General features: G+C 71.4%; 25 protein-coding genes. 19 read left to right on the forward strand and 6 right to left on the reverse strand.

Annotated features, from left to right (window positions below; translation table 11 throughout):
* Window positions 1-4: 4 nt before the first annotated feature.
* Together OG429_RS30875 and OG429_RS30880 are read left to right on the forward strand one after the other, a co-directional pair.
* Window positions 5-1,090, forward strand: coding sequence for an ABC transporter permease (locus OG429_RS30875; protein WP_328928525.1), 1,086 nt, complete (start codon window positions 5-7; stop codon window positions 1,088-1,090).
* Window positions 1,087-1,779, forward strand: coding sequence for an ABC transporter ATP-binding protein (locus OG429_RS30880; RefSeq protein ID WP_328928526.1), 693 nt, complete (start codon window positions 1,087-1,089; stop codon window positions 1,777-1,779). Before OG429_RS30875 ends, OG429_RS30880 begins: the two co-directional genes overlap by 4 nt.
* Before the next feature lie 96 nt (window positions 1,780-1,875).
* On the opposite strand, the gene OG429_RS30885 is transcribed toward OG429_RS30880, so the two are convergent.
* A complete protein-coding gene (locus OG429_RS30885; protein WP_328928527.1) occupies window positions 1,876-2,679 on the reverse strand; it encodes an IclR family transcriptional regulator in 804 nt (267 codons plus the stop codon).
* A 326-nt stretch (window positions 2,680-3,005) separates the two neighbouring features.
* Here OG429_RS30885 and allB point away from each other — a divergent pair, with 326 nt between their 5' ends.
* Window positions 3,006-4,349: an allantoinase AllB gene (allB, locus tag OG429_RS30890; RefSeq protein ID WP_328928528.1), complete on the forward strand. Its 1,344-nt coding sequence runs from the start codon at window positions 3,006-3,008 to the stop codon at window positions 4,347-4,349.
* A 2-nt stretch (window positions 4,350-4,351) separates the two neighbouring features.
* Window positions 4,352-5,470 (forward strand): allantoicase, encoded by a 1,119-nt coding sequence (gene alc, locus OG429_RS30895; RefSeq protein WP_328928529.1) that lies wholly within the window; start codon window positions 4,352-4,354, stop codon window positions 5,468-5,470.
* A gap of 139 nt (window positions 5,471-5,609) precedes the next feature.
* Here the strand turns inward: alc and OG429_RS30900 are convergent, their stop codons facing one another.
* A complete protein-coding gene (locus OG429_RS30900; RefSeq protein ID WP_328928530.1) occupies window positions 5,610-6,347 on the reverse strand; it encodes an SDR family oxidoreductase in 738 nt (245 codons plus the stop codon).
* A 165-nt stretch (window positions 6,348-6,512) separates the two neighbouring features.
* Here OG429_RS30900 and OG429_RS30905 point away from each other — a divergent pair, with 165 nt between their 5' ends.
* A complete protein-coding gene (locus OG429_RS30905) occupies window positions 6,513-7,130 on the forward strand; it encodes a dihydrofolate reductase family protein (protein WP_328928531.1) in 618 nt (205 codons plus the stop codon).
* Window positions 7,131-7,209: 79 nt separating this feature from the next.
* Here OG429_RS30905 and OG429_RS30910 read toward each other — a convergent pair whose 3' ends face one another.
* Window positions 7,210-7,527 carry a hypothetical protein gene (locus OG429_RS30910; protein WP_328928532.1) on the reverse strand — a complete coding sequence of 106 codons (318 nt, stop codon included), beginning with the start codon at window positions 7,525-7,527 and terminating at the stop codon, window positions 7,210-7,212.
* A 259-nt stretch (window positions 7,528-7,786) separates the two neighbouring features.
* Between OG429_RS30910 and OG429_RS30915 the strand changes: the two genes are divergently transcribed.
* Together OG429_RS30915 and OG429_RS30920 are read left to right on the forward strand one after the other, a co-directional pair.
* Window positions 7,787-8,698: a DMT family transporter gene (locus tag OG429_RS30915; protein ID WP_328928533.1), complete on the forward strand. Its 912-nt coding sequence runs from the start codon at window positions 7,787-7,789 to the stop codon at window positions 8,696-8,698.
* 56 nt (window positions 8,699-8,754) lie between these two features.
* Window positions 8,755-9,942, forward strand: a complete 1,188-nt coding sequence (locus tag OG429_RS30920; protein WP_328928534.1) for a cytochrome P450 family protein — start codon at window positions 8,755-8,757, stop codon at window positions 9,940-9,942.
* A 60-nt stretch (window positions 9,943-10,002) separates the two neighbouring features.
* On the opposite strand, the gene OG429_RS30925 is transcribed toward OG429_RS30920, so the two are convergent.
* Window positions 10,003-11,007 carry a Gfo/Idh/MocA family protein gene (locus OG429_RS30925; RefSeq protein ID WP_328928535.1) on the reverse strand — a complete coding sequence of 335 codons (1,005 nt, stop codon included), beginning with the start codon at window positions 11,005-11,007 and terminating at the stop codon, window positions 10,003-10,005.
* A 151-nt stretch (window positions 11,008-11,158) separates the two neighbouring features.
* On the opposite strand from OG429_RS30925, the gene OG429_RS30930 reads away from it, so the two are divergent.
* The 8 genes from OG429_RS30930 (at window position 11,159) to OG429_RS30965 (ending at window position 17,850) form a co-directional block, all read left to right on the forward strand.
* Window positions 11,159-12,178, forward strand: coding sequence for a sugar ABC transporter substrate-binding protein (locus OG429_RS30930; RefSeq protein ID WP_328928536.1), 1,020 nt, complete (start codon window positions 11,159-11,161; stop codon window positions 12,176-12,178).
* A complete protein-coding gene (locus tag OG429_RS30935) occupies window positions 12,175-13,209 on the forward strand; it encodes an ABC transporter permease (protein WP_328928537.1) in 1,035 nt (344 codons plus the stop codon). The genes OG429_RS30930 and OG429_RS30935 overlap by 4 nt, the downstream gene beginning before the upstream one ends.
* Complete coding sequence (locus OG429_RS30940) at window positions 13,176-14,102, forward strand: ATP-binding cassette domain-containing protein (protein ID WP_328928538.1); 927 nt, start codon at window positions 13,176-13,178, stop codon at window positions 14,100-14,102. The genes OG429_RS30935 and OG429_RS30940 overlap by 34 nt, the downstream gene beginning before the upstream one ends.
* A complete protein-coding gene (locus tag OG429_RS30945; RefSeq protein WP_328928539.1) occupies window positions 14,099-15,268 on the forward strand; it encodes an ROK family glucokinase in 1,170 nt (389 codons plus the stop codon). Before OG429_RS30940 ends, OG429_RS30945 begins: the two co-directional genes overlap by 4 nt.
* Entirely contained in the window at window positions 15,265-15,855 is a 591-nt protein-coding gene (locus OG429_RS30950; protein ID WP_328928540.1) for a hypothetical protein, read from the forward strand. The genes OG429_RS30945 and OG429_RS30950 overlap by 4 nt, the downstream gene beginning before the upstream one ends.
* A gap of 28 nt (window positions 15,856-15,883) precedes the next feature.
* The gene (locus tag OG429_RS30955; protein WP_328928541.1) at window positions 15,884-16,516 is read left to right on the forward strand and encodes an MBL fold metallo-hydrolase; all 633 of its coding nucleotides are present in this window, start codon (window positions 15,884-15,886) and stop codon (window positions 16,514-16,516) included.
* 30 nt (window positions 16,517-16,546) lie between these two features.
* On the forward strand, window positions 16,547-17,332 hold the full coding sequence (locus OG429_RS30960) for an exodeoxyribonuclease III (protein WP_328928542.1): 786 nt from the start codon (window positions 16,547-16,549) through the stop codon (window positions 17,330-17,332).
* Between the two features lie 77 nt (window positions 17,333-17,409).
* Window positions 17,410-17,850, forward strand: coding sequence for a DUF6278 family protein (locus OG429_RS30965; protein ID WP_328928543.1), 441 nt, complete (start codon window positions 17,410-17,412; stop codon window positions 17,848-17,850).
* A 214-nt stretch (window positions 17,851-18,064) separates the two neighbouring features.
* Here the strand turns inward: OG429_RS30965 and OG429_RS30970 are convergent, their stop codons facing one another.
* A complete protein-coding gene (locus OG429_RS30970; RefSeq protein WP_328928544.1) occupies window positions 18,065-19,651 on the reverse strand; it encodes a CocE/NonD family hydrolase in 1,587 nt (528 codons plus the stop codon).
* Window positions 19,652-19,772: 121 nt separating this feature from the next.
* On the reverse strand, window positions 19,773-20,942 hold the full coding sequence (locus tag OG429_RS30975) for a L,D-transpeptidase (protein ID WP_328930473.1): 1,170 nt from the start codon (window positions 20,940-20,942) through the stop codon (window positions 19,773-19,775).
* A gap of 252 nt (window positions 20,943-21,194) precedes the next feature.
* Between OG429_RS30975 and OG429_RS30980 the strand changes: the two genes are divergently transcribed.
* Genes OG429_RS30980 through OG429_RS30995 form a run of 4 tightly spaced genes read left to right on the forward strand, consistent with a single transcriptional unit; the run spans window position 21,195 to window position 26,162 of the window.
* Entirely contained in the window at window positions 21,195-22,304 is a 1,110-nt protein-coding gene (locus OG429_RS30980) for a lipid II:glycine glycyltransferase FemX (protein WP_328930474.1), read from the forward strand.
* On the forward strand, window positions 22,301-23,989 hold the full coding sequence (gene murJ, locus OG429_RS30985) for a murein biosynthesis integral membrane protein MurJ (protein ID WP_405677711.1): 1,689 nt from the start codon (window positions 22,301-22,303) through the stop codon (window positions 23,987-23,989). Before OG429_RS30980 ends, murJ begins: the two co-directional genes overlap by 4 nt.
* A 33-nt stretch (window positions 23,990-24,022) precedes the next feature.
* Window positions 24,023-24,706 (forward strand): response regulator transcription factor, encoded by a 684-nt coding sequence (locus OG429_RS30990; protein ID WP_328928545.1) that lies wholly within the window; start codon window positions 24,023-24,025, stop codon window positions 24,704-24,706.
* Between the two features lie 10 nt (window positions 24,707-24,716).
* On the forward strand, window positions 24,717-26,162 hold the full coding sequence (locus tag OG429_RS30995; protein WP_328928546.1) for a HAMP domain-containing sensor histidine kinase: 1,446 nt from the start codon (window positions 24,717-24,719) through the stop codon (window positions 26,160-26,162).
* Window positions 26,163-26,187: the final 25 nt, after the last annotated feature.

Here is a 26,187-nt window from a genome sequence, read left to right on the forward strand (position 1 = left end):
GGACATGTTCGTCGCATGGAGAGATCTACGGTTCGCGAAGGGCCGGTTCGCCCTCATGGGCTCGGTCGTACTGCTGATCACACTGCTGGTCGGCCTGCTGTCCGGGCTCACCTCCGGTCTGGCACGGGAGAACATCTCGGCCATCACCGGGCTGCCCGCCACCCATCTGGCCTTCGCCGCGCCCGCCGGTGACCAGAAGGTGTCCTTCACCAACTCCCAGGTGCAGGAGAAGGCCTGGCAGACATGGCGCGGGCAGCCGGGGGTGACATCGGCGGAGCCGCTCGGCATCCGCACCACCAACGCCGCCTCGGGCGAGCGCACCGCGGCCGTCTCGGTCTTCGGGGTGGAGCCCTCGGGGAAGCTCGGCCCGCGCGGCAGCGGCCTCGCCCAGGGACGGGTGGTCCTCACCGAGAAGGCCGCGAAGGAGCTGGGCGGCCTCACCGCTGGCGCCAGGCTCAGGATCGGCACGCTCGAACTGTCCGTCGCCGCGGTCTCCGGCACCGCCGCCTACAGCCACACCCCGGTCGTCTGGATGGACCTGAACGACTGGCAGCGCATCGGCAACCCCGGCACCTCCCTCGACACGCTCGCCACCGTCGTCGCCGTCTCGGGCGACGGCATGGACCTGGCGGCCGCGGACAAGGCCGCCGCCACCAAGGCCCAGACCGTGGACGAGGCCCTGGGCGCCATAGGCTCCTACCAGGCCGAGAACGGCTCGCTCCAGCTGATGCGCGGCTTCCTCTTCGCCATCTCGGCCCTGGTGATAGGCGCCTTCTTCACCGTGTGGACCATCCAGCGCAGCGGGGACATCGCCGTGCTGAAGGCACTGGGTGCCTCGACCCCGTATCTGCTGAAGGACGCCCTCGGCCAGGCCGTGGTCATGCTGGCGATCGGCACCGGGCTGGGCACGGCGCTCGCCGCCGGCTTCGGCGCGCTGATCAGCGGCGGGAACGTGCCCTTCGTGCTCGACGCCGCCACCGTGCTCGTCCCGGCCGCCGTCATGATCGTGCTCGGCGCCCTGGGCGCGGCCCTGTCCATCCGGCGGATCACCGCCGTCGACCCGCTGACCGCCCTCGGGAGCGCCCGATGACCCTGCTCGTGCACGACGTCACCCTGACCTACCCCGACGGCGAGAGCAGGCTCACCGCCCTCGACTCGGTCGGCCTGGAGGTTCCCGCGGGCACCCTGACGGCAGTCATCGGCCCCTCCGGCTCCGGCAAGTCCAGCCTGCTCGCCGTGGCCGCCACGCTGGTCACCCCGGACTCCGGCCGGGTGGTCGTCGCCGGCCGGGACACCGCCGCGCTGAGCGCCGCCGAGAAGTCGGCCCTGCGCCGGGAGAAGATCGGCATCGTCTTCCAGCAGCCGAACCTGCTCGCCTCGCTGACCGCCGCCGAACAGCTCCAGGTCATGGCGCACGTCTCGGGCCGGCCCGCGCGGGCGCTGCGCCGGCGCGCGCTGGAGCTGCTGGACGCGGTGGGTCTGGCGGACAAGGCCGACAAGCGGCCCCACCAGCTCTCCGGGGGCCAGCGCCAGCGGATCAACATCGCCCGCGCCCTGATGAACGAGCCCGCCGTGCTGCTGGTCGATGAGCCGACCAGCGCCCTCGACCACGAGCGCGGCGCGGCCGTGCTCGACCTGCTGGTCACGCTGACCCGCGAGCGCTCGACGGCCACGGTGCTGGTCACGCACGACCACGCCCACCTGGACCGGATGGACCGTACGGCGACGATGGCCGACGGCCGCCTGTCGCAGAGCCCGGACCCGGTCCCGGCGTCCTGACCCCGCCCGGCACACCGCACGCACGCGAAGGCCCCGGCCGCCCCTCGCTCCGAGGGGCGGCCGGGGCCTTCGTACGACTGCCTGCCAGGGCTGCTGCTAGGCGGGGTTCTGGTTGGACAGGGCCACGGACAGCTCGGCCGCCACGCCCTGCAGGATCGGCACGATCGACTCGGTCAGCGCCTCGGTCACCCGGCCCGCCGGGCCCGAGATGGAGATCGCGGCGGCGGTCGGCGAGTTCGGCACCGACACGGCGAGGCAGCGGACTCCTATTTCCTGCTCGTTGTCGTCGACCGCGTAACCCACCTTGCGGACCTGCTCCAGCGCGTCGAGGAAGCCCTCGGGCGTGGTGATGGTCTTCTCGGTCGCCGCCGGCATCCCGGTGCGGGCCAGCAGGGCACGCACCTCCTCGGCGGGGGTGTAGGCGAGGAGCGCCTTGCCCACTCCGGTGGAGTGCGGGAGCACCCGGCGGCCGACCTCGGTGAACATGCGCATGGAGTGCTTGGACGGCACCTGGGCGACGTAGACGATCTCGTCCCCGTCGAGCAGGGCCATGTTCGCCGTCTCCCCGGTCTCCTCGACCAGGCGGGCGAGGTACGGGCGGGCCCAGGTGCCCAGGAGTCGCGACGCGGACTCGCCGAGGCGGATCAGCCGGGGGCCGAGGGAGTAACGTCGGTTGGGCTGCTGACGTACATAACCGCATGCCACGAGCGTGCGCATGAGGCGGTGGATGGTCGGCAGCGGCAGACCGCTGGCGGCGGAGAGCTCGCTGAGGCCGACTTCGCCCCCGGCGTCGGCCATGCGTTCGAGCAGATCGAAGGCGCGCTCAAGGGACTGGACGCCACCGCTGGCGGCAGTGGGCTTGGCGGAAGCGTCGGTGGTGCTGGCGCTGGACGTCGGCACGGCGCGGTCCTTTCGGTGCTGGCAGGCAAGGAATCAGCCTACCGGTCGGTCGGCGTCGGCCCTAGAGCAGGGGCGATGCCGTCCCCGCCGGTCAGAGGCGGTTTGTCCAGGTGGTGGACGTCCTCGGGAAGTTACCCTCCCATCCTTGATGGTGGTAGCTACATTCTGTATAGCGAAATCTTAATTCCATCCTGTGGAAACATCCAATTGCGGTGTCTGTGTGTCAGTGGTCCGTCCGGGCGCTCTTGACTGGCTCCGGATCGCCCCGCAGACTCCGTCAACAGAACGTTGAATTTCGCTCTGTGGAAGTGGATGGGGAGGTTCCGGTGTCCGACCTGGCTGTGGAACTGGTACTGCGCTCGACGCGCGTCATCACCCCCGAGGGGACGCGCGCCGCCTCGGTGGCCGTCGCCGACGGGAAGATCACGGCCGTGCTGGCGCACGACGCCGAGGTACCGGCCGGAGCCCGGCTGGAGGACTTCGGCGACGACGTCCTGCTTCCCGGCCTGGTCGACACCCACGTCCACGTCAACGACCCGGGCCGCACCGAGTGGGAAGGCTTCTGGACGGCCACCCGTGCCGCCGCGGCCGGAGGCATCACCACGATCCTCGACATGCCGCTGAACTCCCTTCCGCCGACCACCACGACCGACAACCTGCGCGTCAAGCAGGAGGTCGCCCGCGCCAAGGCGCACGTGGACGTCGGCTTCTGGGGCGGCGCCCTGCCCGGCAACGTCAAGGACCTGCGCCCGCTGCACGACGCCGGCGTCTACGGCTTCAAGTGCTTCCTGTCGCCCTCCGGCGTCGACGAGTTTCCCGAGCTCGACCAGGACCAACTGGCCGCCTCCCTCGCCGAGATCACCGGCTTCGGCGGCCTGATGATCGTGCACGCCGAGGACCCGCACCACCTGGACGCGGCCCCGGCCGTCCCCGGTCCCAAGTACGCCGACTTCCTCGCCTCCCGCCCGCGCGACGCCGAGAACACCGCGATCGGGAACCTGATCGCCCAGGCGAAGCGGCTGAACGCGCGGGTCCACGTACTGCACCTCTCGTCGAGCGACGCGCTGCCGCTGATCGCCGCCGCCAAGGCCGAGGGCGTCAGGATCACCGTCGAGTCCTGCCCGCACTACCTCACCCTCACTGCCGAGGAAGTCCCGGACGGCGCCAGCGAGTTCAAGTGCTGCCCGCCCATCCGCGAGGCCGCCAACCAGGACCTCCTGTGGGACGCGCTCGCGGACGGCACCATCGACTGCATCGTCTCGGACCACTCGCCCTCCACCGCGGACCTGAAGACCAGCGACTTCGCCACCGCGTGGGGCGGCATCTCCTCCCTCCAGCTGGGCCTGCCCGCCATCTGGACCGAGGCGCGCCGGCGCGGACGCTCCCTGGAGGACGTCGTCCGCTGGATGTCCGCCGCCCCGGCCGCCCTCGCGGGCCTGGCGCAGAAGGGCGCGATCGAGGCGGGCCGCGACGCCGACTTCGCCGTGCTCGCCCCCGAAGAAACGTTCACCGTGGACCCGGCCGAACTCCACCACCGCAACCGGGTCACGGCGTACGCGGGCAAGACCCTGCACGGCGTCGTGAAGTCCACCTGGCTGCGCGGTACGCAGATCGCCGACCACGGCACCCCGACCGAACCCACGGGCCTCCTCCTCGAAAGGCAGAACTGACAGTGGCGATTGACTCCTTCACCGGCAACGCGAACCCGTACGGAGGCGGCGACCCGTACGCGGATTACCGCACCGCGGACTTCCCCTTCACCCAGTACGCGAACCTCGCCGCCCGTGAGCTGGGCGCCGGTGTCATCGCCGCGAACGACGAGTTCTTCGCCCAGCGCGAGAACCTGCTCATCGCCGAGGCCGCGCACTTCGACCCCGAGCACTTCGGCCACAAGGGCAAGATCATGGACGGCTGGGAGACCCGCCGCCGTCGCGGCGTCTCCGCCGAGCAGCCCTGGCCGACCCCCGAGGACCACGACTGGGCGCTCGTACGCCTGGGCGCCCCCGGCGTCATCCGCGGCATCGTCGTCGACACCGCCCACTTCCGCGGCAACATGCCGCAGGCCGTCTCCATCGAGGGCACCAACTGGGACGGCGCCCTCGCGCCGACCCCGCAGGAGCTCCTCGGCGACGACGTGAAGTGGACCGTGCTCGTCCCGCGCACCCCGGTCGGCGGCCACGCGGCCAACGGCTTCGAGGTCGACGCCGAGCAGCGCTTCACGCACCTGCGCGTCAACCAGCACCCGGACGGCGGCATCGCCCGCCTGCGCGTCTACGGCGAGGTCGCCCCGGACCCGAAGTGGCTCGCCACGCTCGGCACCTTCGACGTGGTCGCCCTGGAGAACGGCGGCTCGGTCCAGGACGCGTCCAACCGCTTCTACTCCCCGCCGACCAACACCATCAACCCGGGCCGCTCCCGCAAGATGGACGACGGCTGGGAGACCGCCCGTCGCCGCGACAACGGCAACGACTGGATCCGCTACCAGCTCGTCGCCGAGTCCGAGATCCGCGCCGCCGAGATCGACACCGCCTACCTCAAGGGCAACTCGGCCGGCTGGGCCTCCCTGTCGGTCAAGACGGGTGAGGAGGGCGAGTGGACGGAATTCCTGCCGCGCACCCGCCTGCAGCCCGACACCAACCACCGCTTCGTGCTGGACACCCCGGCGGTCGGCACGCACGTGCGGATCGACATCTTCCCGGACGGCGGCTTCTCCCGCCTGCGTCTGCACGGCTCGCTGACGGAGGCCGGCGCGGCCGCGCACGCCGCCCGCCACCAGGAGCTGGGCGGCTGACGCCACCCCGCCGACTGCCCCGGGGGCCGACACCCCCGGGGCGCGCACGGACCGAAGGGCGCAACCGCACGGCGGTTGCGCCCTTCGGCGTACCGCGGCCCGGGGTGCCGCCCGGACCCGCCCGCACGCCCGGCGAGGGCTATGCCGCGTAGCCGCCGTCCACCGCGAACTCCGCGCCCGTCACGTACGCGGAGTCCGGCCCGGCCAGGAAGGACACCATGGCCGCGACCTCCTGCGGGGTGCCGAACCGGCCGAGGGCCGTCATGGCCGCCTGCTGCTCCGCCCCGGGGCCGTCCGCCGGGTTCATGTCGGTGTCCACCGGGCCCGGGTGCACGAGGTTCGCGGTGATGCCGCGCCCGCCGAGCTCCCGGGCCAGCGCCTTGGTCAGCCCGGTCAGCGCCGACTTGCTCATCGCGTACAGCGTGCCGCCGGGGCCCGGGACCCGCTGGGTGATGCAGCTGCCGACGGTGATGATCCGCCCGCCGGAGCCCATGTGACCGGCCGCGGCCCGGGCCACGAGGAACGCGCCGCGGACATTGACCGACAGCACCCGGTCCACCTCGGCCGGGCCCAGCCCGTCGAGGGGCCCGAGCACGCCCACCCCCGCGTTGTTGACCAGGACGTCGATCCGCCCGAAGGCCCGTACGGCCTCCTCCACCGCCGAGACGGCCTGCGCCCCGTCGCCCGCGTCGGCCCGTACGGCCAGTCCGCGCCGCCCGAGGGCCTCCACCTTGCCGACCACCTCGGCCGCCGCCCGCGCGTCGTTGACGTAACTGACCGCGACGTCGAGCCCGTCCTGGGCCAGTCGCAGGGCGCTCGCCGCGCCGATCCCGCGGCTGCCGCCGGTCACCAGCGCCACATACCCGGACCCGCTCATGATGTCCTCCTCCGTGAAATGGTTGCGGGTTCAATGAAATGGCAGTCCGTGATCCGGCGCTGGCGGGAATCGGACATGGAGTTCTTCGCGCGCCGCACCGATGAGTCCGGGGCCGCCCGGGAGTCTGAACCTGCGTACGGACGACCGAGCAAGGAGCGCTGACCCATGGGCAAGCTGACCCTCACCACCTTCCTGACTCTCGACGGCGTGATGCAGGCCCCCGGCGGGCCGGAGGAGGACACCAGCGGCGGGTTCGAGTACGGCGGGTGGCTCGTGCCGTACGCGGACGAGGGCATGGGGGAGTTCATCACCGAGGTCTTCGGCCGGACCGGGGCGTTTCTGCTCGGGCGGCGGACGTACGAGATCTTCGCCTCGTACTGGCCGCAGCACGACGACCCCGCGGACCCGGTCGCGAGCAAGCTGAACAGGCTGCCGAAGTACGTGGCCTCGACCACGCTCAAGGAGCCCGCCTGGGGCCCGGCCACCGTGCTCGACGGTGAGCAACTGCAGAGCGAGATCGTCCGGGTCAAGGACGCCCTCGACGGTGAGCTGCAGGTCCACGGCAGCGGGCAGCTCGCGCAGTGGCTGCTGGCCCGGGACCTCGTCGACGAGCTGAACCTGCTCGTCTATCCGGTGTTCCTGGGCGGCGGGCGCCGGCTGTTCCCGACCGGCGGGCTGCCGACGGCCTGCGAGCTGACGAGTTCCCGTACGACGTCGAGCGGCATCGCCATCCACACCTACCGGACGACGGGGCGCGCCACCTTCGGCACGTTCGCGGACTGACCGAGGACGCCCGCACCGCAGCGCGGTGCCGCCACCGGACGGGGTGGCGGCACCGATGCGCGGCACGGACGAGCGGGCGTCATCCGCCGGTGACGGCCTTGGCGATGCGCAGGCCGCCCTGGCCGATGGGACTGACCCAGCTGCCGGCGTCGTCCTTGCCCTGGTCGGGCCAGACGCGGATCTTCCCGTCCCCGGTGCGGATGATCACCAGGAGGGTGGCACCTTTGTCGCTGCCGCCGTGATCATCGGCGGCCGCGGCGCGGGCATCGGCCACGACCGCGTGCGGCGCCGCCGGGGCGGCGGCGAACGCGCCGGTCGGTGCCAGCACGCCTCCCGCGACCACGGCGGTCGAGGCGGCCAGCATGAGGAGGCGCGGCTTCCGGAAGGGGCGAGGCATGGGAATCTCCTGGGGTGTGAGGTGGAGCAGTGGGTCCGTCCAGTAGGCCTCGCCCGCCCCCGCACGGTCACGTCCCTGAATCCCGTGGCTTGACGCCCGTCGGCGGCCGTGCCGGCCGCGACCGGCCACACCGCGAGCCGCCCCCGCACGGGCCGCCCGCAAATGGCTCGACCGGTCATGATCGGCTCCGGTACGGTGACCCCGCACCCGTGCGAGCCGCCGAAGTCTCCACCCGCTTGCCGCCGCTGGAGACGTCCCCGTGACCGTGATCTCGCCCGCAGTCACCGCCCCCCGCCGGGCCTGGCTCGCCGATCTGCCCGTGCTGGCCGTCGCCGTCGTATGGGGCGGCAGCTACCTCGCCGCCAAGGGCATCACCACCACGCAGACCGTGATCGGCGTACTCGTGCTGCGCTTCGGGCTCGTCCTGCCGGTGCTGGCCGTCGCCGGGTGGCGGCGGCTGCGGGCACTGACCCCGGCCCAGCTGCGCGGCGCCGGGCTGCTGGGCCTCGTACTCGGCGGGATCTTCCTCCTGGAGACCTACGGGGTCGTCCACACCTCCGCCACCAACGCCGGGCTGATCATCAGCCTGACCATGATCTTCACGCCGCTCGCCGAGGCCGTGGTGAAGCGGCGCGCGCCCTCGGCGGGCTTCCTCGCCGCCGCCGGGGTCTCCGTCGCGGGAGTGGTCCTGCTGACCCAGGGCGGGGGGTTCACCGCGCCCAGCCCCGGCGACCTGCTCATGCTCTGCGCCGCCCTCGCCAGGACCCTTCACGTCCTGCTGATGGCCCGCGTCAAGGCCGTCCAGGACGCCGACTCGCTCTCCCTGACCACCGTCCAGCTCGGCGGCGCCGTCCTCGTCTTCGCCCTGCTCGCGGGCGTCCCCGGCACCGGGGAGGACCCGTGGGCCGTGGCCGCCGGCTTCGGGGCCGCCGAATGGGCCGGGCTGCTCTTCCTCTCCGCCTTCTGCACCCTCTTCGCCTTCTTCGTGCAGATGTGGGCCGTCCGCCGAACCTCGCCCTCCCGCGTCAGCCTGCTGCTGGGCACCGAGCCGTTGTGGGCGGCGGTCGCCGGCATCGCCATCGGCGGCGAGCACCTCGGCCTGCTCGGCCTCGCGGGCGCCGCCCTCGTGCTGGCCGGTACCGCCTGGGGCCGCCGCGCCGTCGACGGCTGAACGATTGTCCGAAACCGCTCCCATCCACGGTGATCAGCGGCCCTACGCTGGCCACCATGCCAGTTCTGGACATCAGCAACCTCGCCGACGACTTCAACGAGAACCCCTACCCGCACTACGCGCGGCTGAGGGAGAGCGGTCCCGTCCACCGCATCAAGACGGCGGACGGGGAAGGGATCTGGCTGATCGTCGGCCACGACGAGGCCCGCCAGGCTCTCGCCCACCCCGACGTGTCGAAGAACTGGCAGACCGCCGGCCTCTACGCCGACCGCACGACCACCACCCTCAGCACCAACATGCTCCGCTCCGACCCGCCCCACCACACCCGGCTCCGCCGCCTGGTGGCCCGCGAGTTCACCTCCCGCCGGGTCGAGGCCCTGCGCCCGCGCGTGCAGCAGGTCACCGACGGACTGCTCGACGCGATGGCCGCCGGCCCCGACCGCCGCGCCGACCTGATCGCGTCCTTCGCGGTACCGCTGCCGATGACCGTCATCTGCGAACTCCTCGGCGTACCCGACCTCGAACGCGGCTCGTTCCGCCGGTGGTCCACCGAGATCGTCGCGCCGACCGGCACCGAGGCCGAGACCGCTGCGCTGCGCGCCATGTCCGGCTACCTGGCCGAGCTCACCGACGCCAAACGGGAGCGCCCCGGCGAGGACCTGCTCAGCGCGCTGATCCGGACCAGGGACGAGGACGGCGACCAGCTGTCCCCGGAAGAGCTGATCGGCATGGCCTTCCTGCTGCTGGTCGCCGGGCACGAGACCACGGTCAACCTGATCGGCAACGGCGTACGGGCCCTGCTCGCCCACCCGGACCAGCTGGCGGCCCTGCGCGCCGATCCGGACGGGCTGATCGACGGCGCGGTGGAGGAGATGCTCCGCTACGACGGCCCGCTGGAGAGCGCCACCTACCGCTTCGCCCGTGCCGACCTGGAGATCGGGGGCACCCTGATCGAGGCCGGCTCGCCCGTGCTGGTCTCCCTGGCCGGTGCCGACCGCGACCCGGCGCGGTTCACCGGGCCCGACGTCTTCGACATCCGCCGATCCGGCCAGAGCCACATGGCTTTCGGCCACGGCATCCACTTCTGCATCGGCGCCCCGCTGGCGCGCATGGAGGGCCGCATCGCGGTCCGGTCCCTGCTGGAACGTTTCCCCGACCTGGCCGAGGACCCTGACGCCGGCCCGCGCGACTGGATCCCCGGCACCCTGATCCGGGGAGTGAAGCGGCTGCCGGTGCGCTGGTAGCCGTACATGAGAAGCCGCAGAAGCCGCCGCAGCAGCAGCGTGAGGCGCCGCGGGCGCCGCTCACAGATCCGGCAGCTCCTCCAGCCGTACCCGGCGCCCCTCGCGGCGCGAGAGCTCGCACGCCTCCGCGACCCGGAACGCGGCGAGCGCCTCCCGGCCGTCGCAGGGGTTGGGGCCCTCGCCGCGCACCAGGCGCACGAAGGCCGCCAGCTCCGCCTCGTACGCGGGGCCGAAGCGCTCCAGGAAACCCGTCCACGGTTTGCTCGCCGGGGGCGGGCCGTGCGGCTCGGTCGAGGCGATCGGCGTACGGTCGTCCAGCCCGGCGGACACCTGGTCCAGCTCCCCGGCGAGCTCCATCCGCACGTCGTAGCCGGCGCCGTTGATCCGGCCGCCCGTCGCGGTGACGAGGGTGCCGTCGTCCAGGGTCAGCACGGCCGCGGCCGTGTCGATGTCGCCCGTCTCCCGGAACCGCGGCGGGCCCGCGTCCGACCCGGCCGCGTACACCTCCGTCACCTCGTGCCCGGTGACCCAGCGGACCATGTCGAAATCGTGCACGAGGCAGTCCCGGTACAGACCGCCCGAGGCCGCCAGGTACGCGGCGGTCGGCGGAGCCGGATCGGCGGTCATCGTGCGTACGGTGTGCAGCCGCCCCAGGGCGCCCGAGCGGACCAGCTCACGGGCGGTGCGGTAGCCCGAGTCGAAGCGGCGCATGAATCCCACCTGGAGCACGCCGCCGGCGGCCTCCACCTCGCGCACCACGGCGAGGGTGCGGGCCAGGTCCGGGGCCACCGGCTTCTCGCAGAACACCGGCAGGCCGCCGCGTACCGCCCGTACGGCCAGCTCGGCGTGGCCCTCGGTCGAGCAGGCCACGACCACCGCGTCCACGCCCCAGGTGAAGACCTGCTCGACGGAGGGCGCGGCGGTGGCCCCGAGCCGGTCGGCCAGGCGCGCCGCCCGCGCGGGGTCGGCGTCGGCGAGCAGGAGCGAGCCGGCGTCCGCCTGGCGGGCCAGCGCCGCCGCGTGGAACGAGCCGATCCGGCCCGTTCCGATGAGCCCGATGCGCATGAACTCAACCTGACCCCGTACGGGGGACCTGTCAATCTGCCCGCGCATGCCCCGATGGCCCGCCATGGTCCACTGTGGCGGATACTGGGCGGCTGGAACCGGAATGACCGAATGATGACGGACGACACGGACGAGGGAAGGGCGCGGCGACGTGGCTAGGGTTCGGACAGGGGTACGCGTCGTGGGCGCCGTGCTCGCGGCGGTACTGGGGGCCTCGCTCGCGGGCTGCAGCAGCACCGGAGGCAAGCGCGCCGAGGACCGGGCGAAGGCCGCCGCGGCGGGCCGGCCGGCCGTGTCCACCCCGCGCTGGACCTTCGCGATGGTCACGCACGCGGGTGACGGCGACACCTTCTGGGACATCGTCCAGAAGGGCGCCAAGGAGGCCGCGGCGAAGGACAACATCAACTTCGTCTACGCCCACGACGACCAGGCGCAGCAGCAGGCGCAGTTCGTGCAGAACGCCATCGACCAGAAGGTCGACGGGATCATCGTGAGCCTCGCCAAGCCGGAAGCGCTCAAGGACGTCATCGCCAAGGCCGTCAAGGCCGGCATCCCGGTGGTCACGGTCAATTCCGGCTCCGCCCAGTCCGCCGCCTACGGGGCACTGACCCACATCGGCCAGGACGAGGAGATCGCGGGCGAGGCGGTCGGCAGCGAGCTGACCGAGCGAGGGAAGAAGAAGGCCGTCTGCGTCCTGCACGAGCAGGGCAACGTGGGCCACGAGCAGCGCTGCGCCGGGGCGAAGAGAACGTTCGGTGGGTCCGGTGGCGTCATGGAGAACCTGTACGTCGAGGGCACCAACATGCCCTCCGTCCAGGCGGCCATCCAAGCCAAGCTCCAGGCGGACCCCTCGGTCGACGCGATCGTCACGCTCGGTGCGCCCTTCGCCCCCACCGCGGTCAAGGCGAAGGACGCGGCGGGCAGCAAGGCCGAGGTGGACACCTTCGACCTCAACGAATCCGTCGCCCGCGACCTGAAGTCCGGAGCCCTCGGCTTCGCCGTCGACCAGCAGCCCTACCTCCAGGGCTACGAGGCGATCGACCTGCTCTGGCTCTACCGCTACAACGCGGACGTGCTCGGCGGTGGCCGCCCGGTGCTCACCGGGCCCCAGATCGTCACGGCCGCCGAGTCGGCCAAGCTGGAAGAGTTCATCAAGCGGGGCACCCGATGAGCGCCGCCGCCGCCGCGGACGAACGCCTCGCGCCCACCTCCCTGGTCCGCAGGCTGCTGGGCCGCCCGGAGCTGGGCGCCGTGGTCGGCGCGGCCGCCGTTTTCGTCTTCTTCTCCTTCGCCGCCCCCAGCTTCCTGCAGGCCTCCAGCCTCAGCACCGTGCTGTACTCGGCCTCCACCATCGGGATCATGGCCGTCCCGGTGGCCCTGCTGATGATCGGCGGCGAGTTCGACCTTTCCGCGGGTGTCATGGTCACGACCTCGGCGCTGGTCGCCTCGATGTTCAGCTACCAGATGACCGCCAACGTCTGGGTCGGCGTCCTGGTGTCGCTGCTGGTCACCCTGGCCATCGGCCTCTTCAACGGCGTCATGCTGACCCGTACCAAGCTGCCCAGCTTCATCATCACGCTCGGCACCTTCCTGATGCTGACCGGCCTGAACCTCGGCTTCACCAAGCTGATCAGCGGATCGGTCTCCACCAAGAGCATCGCCGACATGGAGGGCTTCAGCTCCGCGCGCGCCCTCTTCGCCTCGCAGTGGAACATCGGCTCGGTCACCCTGAAGGTCACCGTCCTGTGGTGGCTGGCCCTGGTCGCCGTCGCCACCTGGATCCTGCTGCGCACCCGCGCCGGGAACTGGATCTTCGCGGTGGGCGGCGGAGCCGACGCGGCCCGCGCGACCGGCGTCCCGGTCGTGAAGACCCGTATCGGCCTCTACATGGGCGTCGCCCTGTGCGCGTGGATCTCCGGCCAGCACATCCTCTTCTCGTTCGACGTGGTCCAGTCGGGCGAGGGCGTCGGCAACGAGTTCCTCTACATCATCGCGGCCGTCATCGGCGGCTGCCTGATGACCGGCGGCTACGGCTCCGCCATCGGCTCGGCGGTCGGCGCCTTCATCTTCGGCATGACCAGCAACGGCATCGTCTACGCCCAGTGGAACCCGGACTGGTTCAAGTTCTTCCTGGGCGCGATGCTCCTGCTCGCGACGCTGCTCAACGCATGGGTCCGCAAGCGGGCGGAGGAGAGCAAGTGACGACGAACGGCGCGACGCCCCTGGTGAAGCTGACCGAGGTCAGCAAGTACTACGGAAACATCCGCGCCCTCCAAGGGGTCTCCCTGGAGGTCGCGGCGGGCGAGATCACCTGTGTCCTCGGCGACAACGGCGCCGGAAAGTCCACCCTCATCAAGATCATCGCGGGGCTGCACCAGCACGACGCCGGCACCTTCGAGATCGAGGGGGAGGAGACCGTGCTCGCCAATCCCCGCGCGGCCCTCGACCGCGGCATCGCCACCGTCTACCAGGACCTCGCCGTCGTCCCGCTCATGCCCGTATGGCGGAACTTCTTCCTCGGGTCCGAGCCGACCAAGGGCCGCGGCCCGCTGCGCCGCCTCGACGTGGGCCACATGCGGCGGACCACCCGCGCCGAGCTGCTGCGCATGGGCATCGACCTGCGCGACGTCGACCAGCCCATCGGAACCCTGTCCGGCGGCGAGCGGCAGTGCGTGGCCATCGCCCGCGCCGTCCACTTCGGTGCGAAGGTCCTCGTGCTCGACGAGCCGACCGCCGCGCTCGGCGTCAAGCAGTCCGGCGTGGTCCTCAAGTACGTCGCCGCCGCCCGCGACGCGGGCCTCGGCGTGGTGCTGATCACCCACAACCCGCACCACGCCCACCTGGTCGGCGACCGGTTCGTGCTCCTCAAACGCGGCACCATGGCGGGCAGCCACACCCGCGACTCGATCACCCTGGACGAGCTCACCCGGCAGATGGCGGGCGGTTCCGAGCTGGACGAACTGAGCCACGAACTGGAGCGAGTGGCAGAATCGGGCCCAGGCGCCGCATCCGGCGCAGCCGATCCGGAATCCGGCTCCGCCACCGACTCCGCTTCCGGCTCCACTTCCTCCGACAAGGGCGACACGACTCGATGAGCACGTACCGGGACTTCACGCTCGCCCACCGGGGGGCGGCGCGAGGCACCGTCCTGCGGACCATCGGGACCCGTGAGCGCCGGTCTCACCTGACCGCCCCGCGGGTCCCGACCGTCGGCATCGACATCGGCGGCACCAAGGTCATGGCCGGCGTCGTCGACGCCGACGGCGTCATCCTGGAGAAGATCCGCGCCGAGACGCCGGACAAGTCCAAGAGCCCCAAGGTCGTCGAGGACACCATCGTCGAGCTGGTCCTGGACCTCTCCGACCGGCACGACGTGCACGCGGTGGGCATCGGGGCGGCCGGCTGGGTCGACGCCGACCGCTCCCGCGTCCTCTTCGCGCCCCACCTGGCCTGGCGCGACGAGCCGCTGCGCGACGCCCTCCAGTCCCGGCTCGCGGTGCCGGTCATGGTCGACAACGATGCCAACACCGCGGCGTGGGCGGAATGGCGCTTCGGCGCCGGGCGCGGCGAGGACCACCTCGTCATGATCACCCTCGGCACCGGCATCGGCGGGGCCATCCTCGAAGGCGGCCAGGTCAAGCGCGGCCGGTACGGGGTCGCCGGCGAGTTCGGCCACATGCAGGTCGTCCCCGGCGGCCACCGCTGCCCCTGCGGCAACCGCGGCTGCTGGGAGCAGTACAGCTCCGGCAACGCCCTGGTGCGCGAGGCCCGCGAGCTCGCCGCGGCCGACTCCCCGGTCGCGTACAACATCATCGCCAGGGTCGGCGGCAACGTCCACGAGATCACCGGGCCGCTGATCACCGAGCTGGCCCGCGAGGGCGACGCCATGTGCGTCGAGCTGCTCCAGGACATCGGCCAGTGGCTCGGCGTCGGCATCGCCAACCTCGCCGCCGCCCTCGACCCGTCCTGCTTCGTCATCGGCGGCGGCGTCAGCGCCGCCGACGACCTGCTGATCGGCCCCGCCCGGGACGCCTTCCGCCGCCACCTCACCGGTCGTGGCTACCGCCCCGAGGCCCGGATCGCCAAGGCCGAGCTCGGCCCCGAGGCAGGTATGGTCGGAGCGGCCGACCTCGCCAGGCTCGTCGCCCGCCGCTTCCGCCGCGCCACACGCCGCCGGGTCGAACGCTACGAGCGCTACGCGCAGCTGGGCCGGCGCGATGCCACCGGCCCCACGGACTCCAAGGACCAGAACGAGCAGTGACCCCGCCCACCCTGCCCCACCAGGCGTCCGCCCCCGACGAGGGCGGTGCCCCGCCGCCAGCCGCCGAAGACCGCGGGCACGTCGTCAAGCGCCGCTGGATCACCGCGATCATCATCCTGCTGCTGATCGGCGTACCCGCCGGTTACCTCGGGGTCTCCACCCAGCAGAGCCGCGAGAGCGGCCGCGACAAGGCCGCCCGGATCGGCGCGTCCAAGGTGCGTCCCGGCTGGCCCTCGAAGGTGCAGCGCAGCATCTACGAGGTCCCGATCCCGCCCAAGGCCTGGCGGGTCGGGTTCCTGGAGACAAACAACTGGCGCACGAGCCGGCTGTTCACGCAGATGGCGGTCACCCCCGCCGACCTGGACGCCTTCCTGGCCGACCTCGGCACCAGCCGGGACGCGCTGACCCCCGGGGTCTCGATCTCCCCGCACGACACCGAGGTCGCGGGCTGGAACTGGAACCCGGAGGGCACCTGGGACGGGATCACGCTGGAGCAGCCGGACCCGCGCCCCACCCGGGACGTCACCGTCGACCTCACGGACCCCGAGCACCCCAAGGTCTACGTGGTGTCCACGACGACCCCGTAGCGGTGGGGACAGCCCTTAGCCTGGGATCATGAAGCTCACCAAGCGGCTGCATTCCTGCGTGCAGCTGGAGAAGGACGGGCGCACGCTCGTCATCGACCCGGGCGCCTTCAGCGAACCGGACGCGGGCCTGGGGGCGGACGCCCTGCTGGTCACGCACGAGCACCCCGACCACTTCGAGGAGGGCCGGCTGCGGGCCGCCCTCGACGCCAATCCGGCGGCGGGCCTGTGGACCCTGCGCAGTGTGGCGCAGAGGCTGGCCCCCGCCTACCCGGGCCGGGTGCACACGGTCGGGCACGGAGACACCTTCACCGCCGCCGGCTTCGAGGTCCAGGTGCACGGCGAGCTGCACGCCGTGATCCACCCGGACATCCCGCGGGTCACCAACGTCGGCTACCTCGTGGAGGGTTCGCTGTTCCACCCCGGGGACGCGCTGACCGTGCCCGACGCGGCGGTGGAGACGCTGATGCTTCCCGTGCACGCCCCCTGGAACAAGGTCTCCGAGGTGATCGACTACCTCCGTGAGGTCAAGCCGCGGCGTGCCATCGACATCCACGACGCGTACCTGTCCGACATCGCCCGGCCGATCTACGACATGGCCCTGGACAGCCTGGGCGGCACGGACCACGGCCGGCTCACCGCCGGGGAAGCCGCCGACCTGTGACTGTCGGTGCCGGGCGGTAGGTTGGGGCGTATGCGTATCGCCACGTTCAACGTCAACTCCGTCACCGCCCGGCTTCCGCGCCTGCTGGCCTGGCTGGAGAGCTCCGGCACCGATGTCCTGTGCATCCAGGAGACCAAGTGCTCCGCGGAGCAGTTCCCGCACGCCGAGCTGCGCGAGCTGGGCTACGAGTCGGCGGTCAACGCCACCGGCCGGTGGAACGGCGTCGCCCTGCTCTCCAAGGTCGGCCTGGACGACGTGGTCCTGGGGCTGCCCGGCGGGCCCGACTACGAAGGGGTCCAGGAGCCCCGCGCGATCTCCGCCACCTGCGGCGGCGTGCGCGTCTGGTCGGTGTACGTGCCCAACGGCCGGGAGGTCGAGCACGACCACTACGGCTACAAGCTGGACTGGTTCCGCTCCCTGACCACGGCCGTCGCCGAGGACGCGGCGGGCCCCCGCCCCTTCGCGGTGCTCGGCGACTTCAACGTGGCCCCGACCGACGAGGACGTCTACGACCCGGCCGTCTTCGAGGGCCTCACCCACGTCACCCCCGCCGAGCGCGCCGCTCTGGAGGCGCTGCGGGCCGCCGGTCTCTCCGACGTGCTGCCGCGTCCCCTCAAGTACGACCGCCCCTACACGTACTGGGACTACCGCCAGCTCGCCTTCCCCAAGAACAGGGGCATGCGAATCGACCTGGTGTACGGGAACCAGCCCTTCGCCAAGGCCGTCACCGACGCCTACGTCGACCGCGAGGAACGCAAGGGCAAGGGCGCGTCCGACCACGCGCCGGTCGTCGTGGACCTGGATCTCGACCGGTAGCCGCGGTCCGGATCCGGGCCGGCGGATCCAGGCGCGCCCTGTGGTCAGGGGCGGATCCTGGTGCGACGCTGGTCAGTATGAACATCCCTTTCCTGGACAACTGGCTGAACCGGCGCGAAACGGAACGGGGTGCGGGTCTCGCCCTCGCCTTCGCCGGTGATCCCGAGGGTGTGGCCGCGTTGTTCTCGGAGTGCGAGATGCTGCGCGACCAGGCGAGGGCGGCCGGACTCGAACTCGACGAGAGCCGGGCCTCGTTGGAGGAACTCGACCAGCTGATGCCCCGCTGGCGGCGGGATCCGGAGGCCGTGCCGTGGCTCGGCAACGACGCAGGCTTCTACCTCGGGACCGTGATCATCCGCACCATCCCCGGAGCCGGCTGGCAGGTGTGGCCCAACGGCCAGCCGGTGATCCGGCTGGCCTCGGGCCGCGAGCTGAACGTGATCGAGTCGGGGGTGTCCTGGGCGATGACCGGATCCCCCGAGCTCAGCCAGGCGTACGCGGAGGCCTCCGAGGGGTGACCGGCCGGGATGTTTATGTCGCCTTTAGGCGTGTCGAGGGGAAGCGCCCTTCCCGGGCTGGATAGTTTGCCTGGACTCGACACACCGACAAGTGGGCAGGGCAGCGCATGGTCGTCGATCCGTTGATCGAGCTGGGGGACGTCACGATCCTCAGGCACTGAGGGGGTCCCGCCGATCCCTCACGAGGGCCACCCCGCTCGGCAGCAGCCGCGGATCACTGCTCGCGCAGCGGCACCGACACGTAACTGGGATCGGTGTGCGGCGAGGAGAAGGTCAGCTGTGCGCCGGTGGGGTTGTGCTCGATGTAGAGCGGGTCGACCGTGTCGATGACAAGGGCGAGCCGGTGGCCCGCGGGCACGTCGTAGGCGGTGGAGAACAGCTCCAGATCCGCGCCGAAGGCCTGCCCGGGAGTGCGCCCGTGGAACGTGTAGGGGGCGTTGCTGACCAGCTTGCCGATGCCGAGCGGGCCGACGTCGTACAGGTACGCGACGAAGGTGCCGTCGCCCTTGGTGGGAGTGACCGTGGTGTGGACCTTGACCGTGCCGCGGACCCGGCGCGCCTCGCCGTAGCGCCCGGACTGCCAGACCGCGGCGAAGGCGCGGGGGAGCAGCGGGATGGAGGCCCTCGGGGGCGCCTGGGCCAGCTGGTCGAGGATGCTGGAGAGGAAGAGGATCCCGCCGTTGGCCCCGGAGTCGACATTGGCGAAGAGGTGCTCGCTGTCGGAGAGCATGAGCTTCTCGGTGCCGCCCGCGCCGACCGACCTCCAGTCGGCGTAGCCCTCGTACGCGTCGTTGCTGCGGGACTTGATCTGCACCGGGGCCTCGGTGTCGACGCCGTTGCGCTCGCCCTTGAGGTAGCGGTCGAACCAGCGGTGGGCGTTGGTCCAGGTGTCGTTGGGCAGGCCCAGCAGGCCGGTGGCCTCGGCGGTGGCGTGGTCGCCCGGGCGGAACTCCAGGCGCTTGGGGCCGGTCAGCTTCTCGTAGAACTCCGCGTACTGGTTGGGCGGGAAGATGGTGTCACCCCAGGCGTTGCCGAGCATGACCGCGGCGCCGTTGGCGTTGATCCGGTCCACCTGCTCGGCGGCCGACCGCTTCTTGCCCCACTCGATCATCTGCTGCTCCCGGTCCAGCCGGGAGCCGAGGAAGTCGCCGAGGATCGACCGGAGTTCGGGGCCGGGGCGGCCGGTGAGGAAGCCGGCGGCGCCGAGCATCCCGGCGGCCTGGCGGTGCTGGGTGCGGCCGGAGTAGATGGACTCGATGATGTCGGCCCAGCCGCTCATCGCGACCACCGCCTTGACGCGCGGGTCGTGCGCCGAGGCCAGCAGGCTGATGCCCGCGCCGTACGAGACCCCGCCGAGGCCGATGCGGTCCGCGTCGGCGGGGGAGTTGGCCAGGGCCCAGTCGATGACGGCCGAGACGTCGGCGATGTCCGGCGGGCCGGCCACCTCGATCTGGCCGCCGGAGAGCCAGAAGCCGCGGGAGGTGTAGCTGACCACCACGTAGCCGGAGTCGGCGAGTTGCTTGGCCTGGGCGATGTATTCGATCTGCGGCAGGCCCCAGCTGCTGGGGAGCACGATCAGCGGGTACTTCCGGCCCGCCTCGGCGCCGCCGGGGGTGAAGACGTTGCCCTTGAGGGTGATGCCCCCGGAGCCGGGGATGTCATGGAAAGTCGGTTCCGATGAGGCGCCGTCGGCGGCTGCCGCGGAGGGAGCGGAAGCCGCCTGGGCCTGGTGGGGGGCCAGGCCCAGGGCGGCTGCCACCAGCACGGCCGCCACGGCTGCGACGGTGGTGGTGCGTTTCATCAATCGCTCCTCGCGGACGCCGGGTTGTCAGAGTGACCCGACGGTAACGGGAGCGGATTACCGTAGGTAACCCGTGAGTAAGTTACACGCTGGTAACGATTGATACGTGTCAGTGGAGAGGTCAGCCGTTCTGCGGGGCGCCGTTCAGGGCGCTCTTGGCCTTCCACGCGTCCCAGGACAGGTTCCACTCGCCGTAGCCGTTGCCGATCTCCGCCTGGCCCTTCGAGCCGTCACCGACCACCTCGAAGGAGTCGCCGACCTGGGACTGCTCGAAGAACTCCTTGGCGTCGGCGTCGCTCATCCCCACGCAGCCGGAACTGCTGTTGGCCCGGCCGAAGTTGCCGGTGTTCCACGGGGCGGCGTGCGCGTACATGCCGGACCATGTGAGCCGCATCGAGTAATCGACCATCTTGTCGTAGGCGTTGTCCAGGCCCACCGTCTGGGAGTCCATCCGGATGGTGCCCTCCTTGGTCATGATCACCATCTTTCCGGACCAGGAGGCCTTCTTGCCGCCCGGAGTGCCGGCCGAGATCGGGATCGTCCTCAGGGCCTGGCCGTCCTGGGTCACCGACATCTTCTTGGTGTCGAGGCTGACCTGGATCCGGCGGTCCTTGCCGATCTTGAACTCGGTGTTGTAGTCCCGGGCGAAAAGACCGCCGCCCTTGCCGGAGTCCACGCCGTTCAGGTTCATCTCGACCTTCACGTCCGTGCCGGACTTCCAGTAGTCCTTGGGCCGCCAGTCGACACGGTCCTTGCCGTCGTGGTCCTTGATCCAGCCCCAGGAACCCTCGGTGTTGTCCGAGCTGGTGACCTTGAGCTGCTTCTCCACCGCGGCCTTGTTCGTCACCGGGTTGTCGAAGACGAGCGACACGGGCATCGCCACGCCCACCGTGCTGCCCTTGGTGATGTTGATCGAGACCTTGTTCACCTTGTCGGCGGCGCCGGTCTTGAACTGCGTGGTGGCGCTCTGGCTCTGGGTGTTCTGCGCCTCGACCTTGTACTCCGCCCCGGGCGGGGCGTTGCGCTCCGAGGTCCAGGTCCTGCCGTCGTCGGCTATCTTCCCCGGCAGCTCCGCGCCCTTGGCGTCGGTCACCTTGACCTGGGCCAGCTTGCCCTCGGCGACGGTCACCGTCACCGGCTCGCCCGCCTTCACCTGATCGCCCGCGAGATTCACCGAGACCGCCATGTCCGTCTTCGGCTTCAGCTCGGCCTTGCCGTCCTTGCCGGCCTGGTCACCGCCCCCGCCCGAGCAGGCTGTCAGTGCGGCGGTCAGAAGTGCGGTGCCCGCCATGGCGGTGCGGCGTATGCGGCTCAACGAAAACCCCTCCATCAATGACCGTTCGCAAATCTAGATGCGAACAGGACGACTCTAGGTTCCCCGATTCGGATAACAGACCGTCCTTTCCGTTGTGACGTGGACCGCAGCGAAACGGTCATCGTCCGGTCACAATCGCCGCGCGCTTCGGTCATGGAGGGCTGTGAGAGTCAGTGCATGCTTGCGACCACCCCACAGCAACACCAGCAGTGGCAGCAGGAACTGACGATGCGCCCTCTGTCCCTACCGGAATACCAGGGCTTCCTTTCGAGGCACCGGCAGGCGAGTTTCCTCCAGTACCCCTCCTGGGCCCAGGTGAAGGACCTTTGGCGCTCCGAAAGGGTCGGATGGCACTACCCCGACGGTGAGATAGCGGGCGTGGGACTCGTCCTCTACCGCCAATTCCCCGGCACCCGCAAATACTTCGCCTACCTCCCCGAGGGTCCCGTCGCCGACTGGTCCGATCCGCACATCGACCGCTGGCTGACCCCGCTGACGCGCCACCTGAGGGCGGCCGGCGCCTTCGCGGTCCGGATCGGCCCCACCCCCGCCTACCGGCGCTGGGACGCGGCCACCGCCAAGTCCGCCGCCGGGCCCGGCCGGCAGATTTCTGACGTCCTGGCCACCGAGGTGGACCCGATCGGTGCCGCCCTCGCCGACCGGCTGCGCACTCGCGGCTGGAAGCGCTGCGGCGGCGAGGACGACGGCGACGCCCAGCCCCGCCACGTCTTCCGGGTGCCGCTGGCGGGCCGCACCCTCGACGACCTGTGGTCGGGCCTGAACCAGGAGTGGCGGCGCAATGTGCGCAAGGCCACGAAGGCGGGTGTGGAGACGGTCGTCGGCACCACCGCCGACCTGCCCGAGTTCTACCGGCTGCTGCGCATCACCGAGGAGCGCGACGGCTTCCGGCTGGGCCGCTCCCTGTCGTACTACGAGCAGCAGTACGAGGCCCTCAACGCCGAGGAGCCCGGCCGGATGCGGCTCTACCTGGGCATCCACCAGGGCGAGATCCTCGCCGCCCACACGATGATCGTCGCCGGGAACCGGGTCTGGTACCAGACCGGTGCCTCCGCCGACCACCGCCGCGACGTCCGGCCCAGCAACGCCCTGCAGTGGCGCATGATCTGCGACGCCCATGCCCTCGGTGCCGACGAGTACGACATGCGCGGGGTACCCTCCACCCTCGACCCCGACGAACGTTCCTTCGGGCTGCTGCGCTGGAAGCTCGGCACCGGCGGACAGGTCGTCGAGACGCTCGGCGAGTGGGAGACCCCGATGGACGGATACACCAACATGGCGCTCTACAAGGCGTTCCAGGCCTACCTCGCCCGCCGGTGACCGCCACCGACACCAGGCCGGCCGCAGCGGGCGCCGGTGGCGCCGACGGCGATCACGCGGCACCGAAGAAGACCTCGGTGCTGCGCAGCGGCGCGCTCATGGCGGTCGGATCGATCGTCTCCCGCGCCACCGGCTTCATCCGCTCCGCCGTCGTCGTCGCGGCGCTGGGCACCGGACTGCTCGGCGACAGCTACGCCGTCGCCAACACCGTCCCGAACATCATCTACATGCTCCTCGTCGGCGGCGCGCTCAACGCCGTCTTCGTCCCCGAGCTCATACGCGCCGCCAAGGAGCACGAGGACGGCGGGGCCGCGTACACCGACCGGCTGCTGACCGTCTGCACCGCGGCACTCGCCCTGCTCACCGCCGTCGCGGTCCTCGCCACCCCGCTCATCGTCGGCGTGTACACCCCCTACAGCGGGGCGCAGCAGAGCACCACCATCGCCCTGGCCCGGTTCTGCCTCCCGCAGATCCTCTTCTACGGCCTGTTCACCCTGCTCGGGCAGGTACTGAACGCCCGCGGCCGGTTCGGCGCGATGATGTGGACCCCGGTCCTCAACAACGTCGTGATCATCGGCGTCTTCGGGCTCTTCCTCTACGTCTCCCACGACGCGGCGGGCGGCCTCACCGCCGCCGAGACCCGGCTCCTCGGCATCGGAACCACCGCGGGCATCGTCGTCCAGGCCCTCGCCCTGATCCCCTCGCTGCGCGCCGCCCGCTTCCGCTGGCGCCCCCGCTTCGACTGGCGCGGCAGCGGTCTCACCCGCCCGCTGCGCAACGCGGGCTGGCTGGTGATGCTCGTCCTCACCAACCAGATCGCCTACTGGGTGGTGACCCGGCTCTCCACCACCACCGGAGACCTCGCCGTCAAGGCGGGCCTCACGGAGGGCGTCGGCTACACCGCCTACAGCAACGCCTACCAGCTGTGGATCGTCCCGCAGGGCATCATCACCGTCTCCCTCGTGACCGCCCTGATGCCCCGGATGAGTGCGGCCGCGGCCGACGGCGACCTCGCCGCCGTGCGCGCGGACGTCTCCTACGCGCTGCGCTCCAGCGCCGCCCTCGTCGTCCCCGCCGCCGCGGTCTTCGCCGCCCTCGCCCCCTGGGTCACGGGCAGCGTCTTCGGGTACGGGGTCACCGGTCCCGCCGACATCGAGGTCATGGCGGGCATGCTCATGGCGTTCGCGCCCGGCCTGATCGCGTTCTCCGCGCAGTACGTGCTCTCGCGCGGCTTCTACGCCCTCTCCGACACCCGCACCCCCTTCTTCCTCAACCTCACCATCGCCGCCCTGAACGCCGGGCTCTCGGGCGCCGCCTACCTCCTGCTGTCCCCGCGCTGGGCGGTCACCGGCATGGCCGCGGCCTCCTCCGTCGCCTTCACCGCGGGCGCCGCCGTCACCGCGTACACCCTCGCCCGCAGGCTCGGCCCGCGCGCGGGCACCCGTACCGAGAAGCGGGCGAGTGCCGTACGCACCCACCTGCGGATGCTGACCGCCTGCGCACCGGCGGGCGCCGCCGGGTACGCGGCCGCCCGGGCCGCCGAGCGGTTCGGGGACTTCGCCGCGGTCGGGGCGGGAACCGTATCCCTGATGGTCGTCGTCGTTCTCCTTGCCAGGCCGCTTCGCCTGACGGAGATCACCGACCAGCTGGACTCCCTGCGGCGCAAGGTCGGCCGCCAGCGGTAGGACAAGCCCCGCACCACCTTGGATACTGACCGGATGCCACGCGTACTGCTGATCGAGGACGACCCTTCCGTCCGTGAGGGGGTGGGCCTCGGCCTGCGCCGCCGCGGCCACGAGGTGAGCGCCGCCGAGACCGGTGAGGAGGGGCTCGCCCTGATGGCGAGCTTCCGCCCCGAGCTCGTCCTGCTCGACCTGATGCTGCCCAGGATGAACGGTGTTCAGGTCTGCCACCGCATCCGCGAGACCAGCGAGGTGCCGATCATCATGCTCACCGCGCGCGGCGACGACTTCGACATCGTCATCGGCCTGGAGGCCGGAGCCGACGACTACATAGTCAAACCCGCCCGCACCGAGGTCATAGAAGCCCGCATCAAGGCCGTGCTGCGCAGGCTCAGCGACCCCGTGGGCGCCCGCCCCGAGGTCGCGGTCCACGGCGAACTCGCCATCGACCGCGCCGGGCTGACCGTCGCCAAGAACGGTGATCGCGTCGCCCTCGCCCCCAGCGAGATCAAGCTCCTGCTGCACCTGTCGGCCTCGCCCGAGCAGGTCTTCTCCCGCCAGCAGCTCCTCGAGTACGTCTGGGATCACAGCTACCACGCCGACGCCCGGCTCGTGGACGCCTGCGTCCGCCGGCTGCGCCACAAGATAGAGGACCCCGACAAGAGCCCCCGCTACATCCAGACCGTGCGTGGCTTCGGCTACCGCTTCGGTCCCCTGTAGGAGGCGCGAGGTGCGACGCATAGCCCCGCTCGGGCTGCGCACCCGGCTGATAGCGGCCTTCCTGCTGGTCGCCGCGATCAGCGCGGTGAGCACGGCCGCCCTCACCTACCAGCAGGCGCGCAACGCCATCCTCAAGCAGACCCAGGACACCGCCGTCAGCACCCTGCGGGACCAGGTCGAGCAGCAGGAGTTCCGCCTTCCCCTGGACCAGCAGGAACTCCAGCGCATCGTCAGCGACCTCGGCAAGCGCGGCAAACCCCACCCGTGGATCCTCTTCGCCGAGTACGGCGACCTGCGCGCCTCCACCAACCCGTCCTCGCCGACCTCCACCGTGGTCACCGCCAGCCTGCGCGAGAAGGTCCTCAGCAGCCGGTACACGGCCTTCCAGCGCGTCGAGGACCAGCGCGGCAACCCGTACCTCACGGTCGGCGTGCCCGCCCTCTTCAGTCACAACGGCTACACCGAACCCACCGGCGTCGTCTTCTTCGCCTGCGTCCCGCTCTCCACCGAGAAGCAGACCGTCGAGGCCATGGTCAAAGCCGCTCAGCAGGGGGCCGTCCCCGGGCTGGCCATCGCCATCATCCCCGCGCTGCTGGCCGCCCGCAGCGTGCTGCGGCCGGTCCGCGACATGCGCCGGGCCGCCCAGCGGCTGGGCCGCGGCCGCCTCGACACCCGCATCGAGGTCCGGGGCGCCGACGAACTCGCCGGACTCGCCCGCACCTTCAACGAGACCGCCCGCGCCCTGGAGCAGTCGGTGAGCGAGCTGCGGGACGCGGAGACCCGCGCCCGCCGCTTCGCCTCCGACGTCTCCCACGAACTGCGCACGCCCCTCGCCGGAATGCTCGCCGTGACCGAGGTCCTCGACGAGGACGCCGCGAGCCTCGACGCCGACACCGCCAAGGCCCTGCGCCTGGTGAGCGCCGAGACCGGCAAACTCGCCGTCCTCGTCGAGGACCTGATGGAGATCTCCCGCTTCGACGCCCGGGCCGCCGAACTCAACCTCGACGACGTGGACATCGCCGAAGCCGTGCGCAAGACCCTCGAACGACGCCACTGGGACGACGAGCGCGTCGTCACCGACCTGCCGGACGGGGTACGCGCCCGACTCGATCCGCGCCGCTTCGACGTGGTCCTCGCCAACCTCGTCGGCAACGCCCTGCGGCACGGCGGCGCCCCCGTGCACGTCACCGTGCGGACCGCACCGGGCGAGGACGGCGAACGGCTGCTCATCGACGTCGCCGACAGCGGGCCCGGCATCGCCCCGGAGGTGCTGCCGCACATCTTCGACCGCTTCTTCAAGGCCGACGCGGCCCGCACCCGCTCCGCCGGCAGCGGCCTCGGACTCGCCATCACCCTGGAGAACGTCCGCCTGCACGGTGGCACCCTCCGGGCCGGCAACGGGCCGTCCGGCGGAGCCCTCTTCACCCTCGACATGCCACTGGAGGCCCGCGTATGACGGGGTCGACGACAAGGTCCAGGGC

It is taken from the genome of Streptomyces sp. NBC_00190 (assembly GCF_036203305.1).
GTDB lineage: Bacteria > Actinomycetota > Actinomycetes > Streptomycetales > Streptomycetaceae > Streptomyces.

Excerpts from the sequence above, each read along its gene's own strand:
- OG429_RS30920 (WP_328928534.1), top strand. The coding sequence starts at position 8,755 with ATGCCAGTTCTGGACATCAGCAACCTCGCCGACGACTTCAACGAGAAC.
- OG429_RS30925 (WP_328928535.1), bottom strand. The coding sequence starts at position 11,007 with ATGCGCATCGGGCTCATCGGAACGGGCCGGATCGGCTCGTTCCACGCG.
- OG429_RS30935 (WP_328928537.1), top strand. The coding sequence starts at position 12,175 with ATGAGCGCCGCCGCCGCCGCGGACGAACGCCTCGCGCCCACCTCCCTG.
- OG429_RS30980 (WP_328930474.1), top strand. The coding sequence starts at position 21,195 with ATGCGCCCTCTGTCCCTACCGGAATACCAGGGCTTCCTTTCGAGGCAC.
- OG429_RS30880 (WP_328928526.1), top strand. The coding sequence starts at position 1,087 with ATGACCCTGCTCGTGCACGACGTCACCCTGACCTACCCCGACGGCGAG.
- OG429_RS30940 (WP_328928538.1), top strand. The coding sequence starts at position 13,176 with ATGGGTCCGCAAGCGGGCGGAGGAGAGCAAGTGACGACGAACGGCGCG.
- OG429_RS30960 (WP_328928542.1), top strand. The coding sequence starts at position 16,547 with ATGCGTATCGCCACGTTCAACGTCAACTCCGTCACCGCCCGGCTTCCG.
- OG429_RS30945 (WP_328928539.1), top strand. The coding sequence starts at position 14,099 with ATGAGCACGTACCGGGACTTCACGCTCGCCCACCGGGGGGCGGCGCGA.
- OG429_RS30955 (WP_328928541.1), top strand. The coding sequence starts at position 15,884 with ATGAAGCTCACCAAGCGGCTGCATTCCTGCGTGCAGCTGGAGAAGGAC.
- OG429_RS30905 (WP_328928531.1), top strand. The coding sequence starts at position 6,513 with ATGGGCAAGCTGACCCTCACCACCTTCCTGACTCTCGACGGCGTGATG.
- OG429_RS30970 (WP_328928544.1), bottom strand. The coding sequence starts at position 19,651 with ATGAAACGCACCACCACCGTCGCAGCCGTGGCGGCCGTGCTGGTGGCA.
- OG429_RS30910 (WP_328928532.1), bottom strand. The coding sequence starts at position 7,527 with ATGCCTCGCCCCTTCCGGAAGCCGCGCCTCCTCATGCTGGCCGCCTCG.
- OG429_RS30975 (WP_328930473.1), bottom strand. The coding sequence starts at position 20,942 with ATGGCGGGCACCGCACTTCTGACCGCCGCACTGACAGCCTGCTCGGGC.
- OG429_RS30875 (WP_328928525.1), top strand. The coding sequence starts at position 5 with ATGTTCGTCGCATGGAGAGATCTACGGTTCGCGAAGGGCCGGTTCGCC.
- OG429_RS30990 (WP_328928545.1), top strand. The coding sequence starts at position 24,023 with ATGCCACGCGTACTGCTGATCGAGGACGACCCTTCCGTCCGTGAGGGG.
- OG429_RS30965 (WP_328928543.1), top strand. The coding sequence starts at position 17,410 with ATGAACATCCCTTTCCTGGACAACTGGCTGAACCGGCGCGAAACGGAA.
- OG429_RS30900 (WP_328928530.1), bottom strand. The coding sequence starts at position 6,347 with ATGAGCGGGTCCGGGTATGTGGCGCTGGTGACCGGCGGCAGCCGCGGG.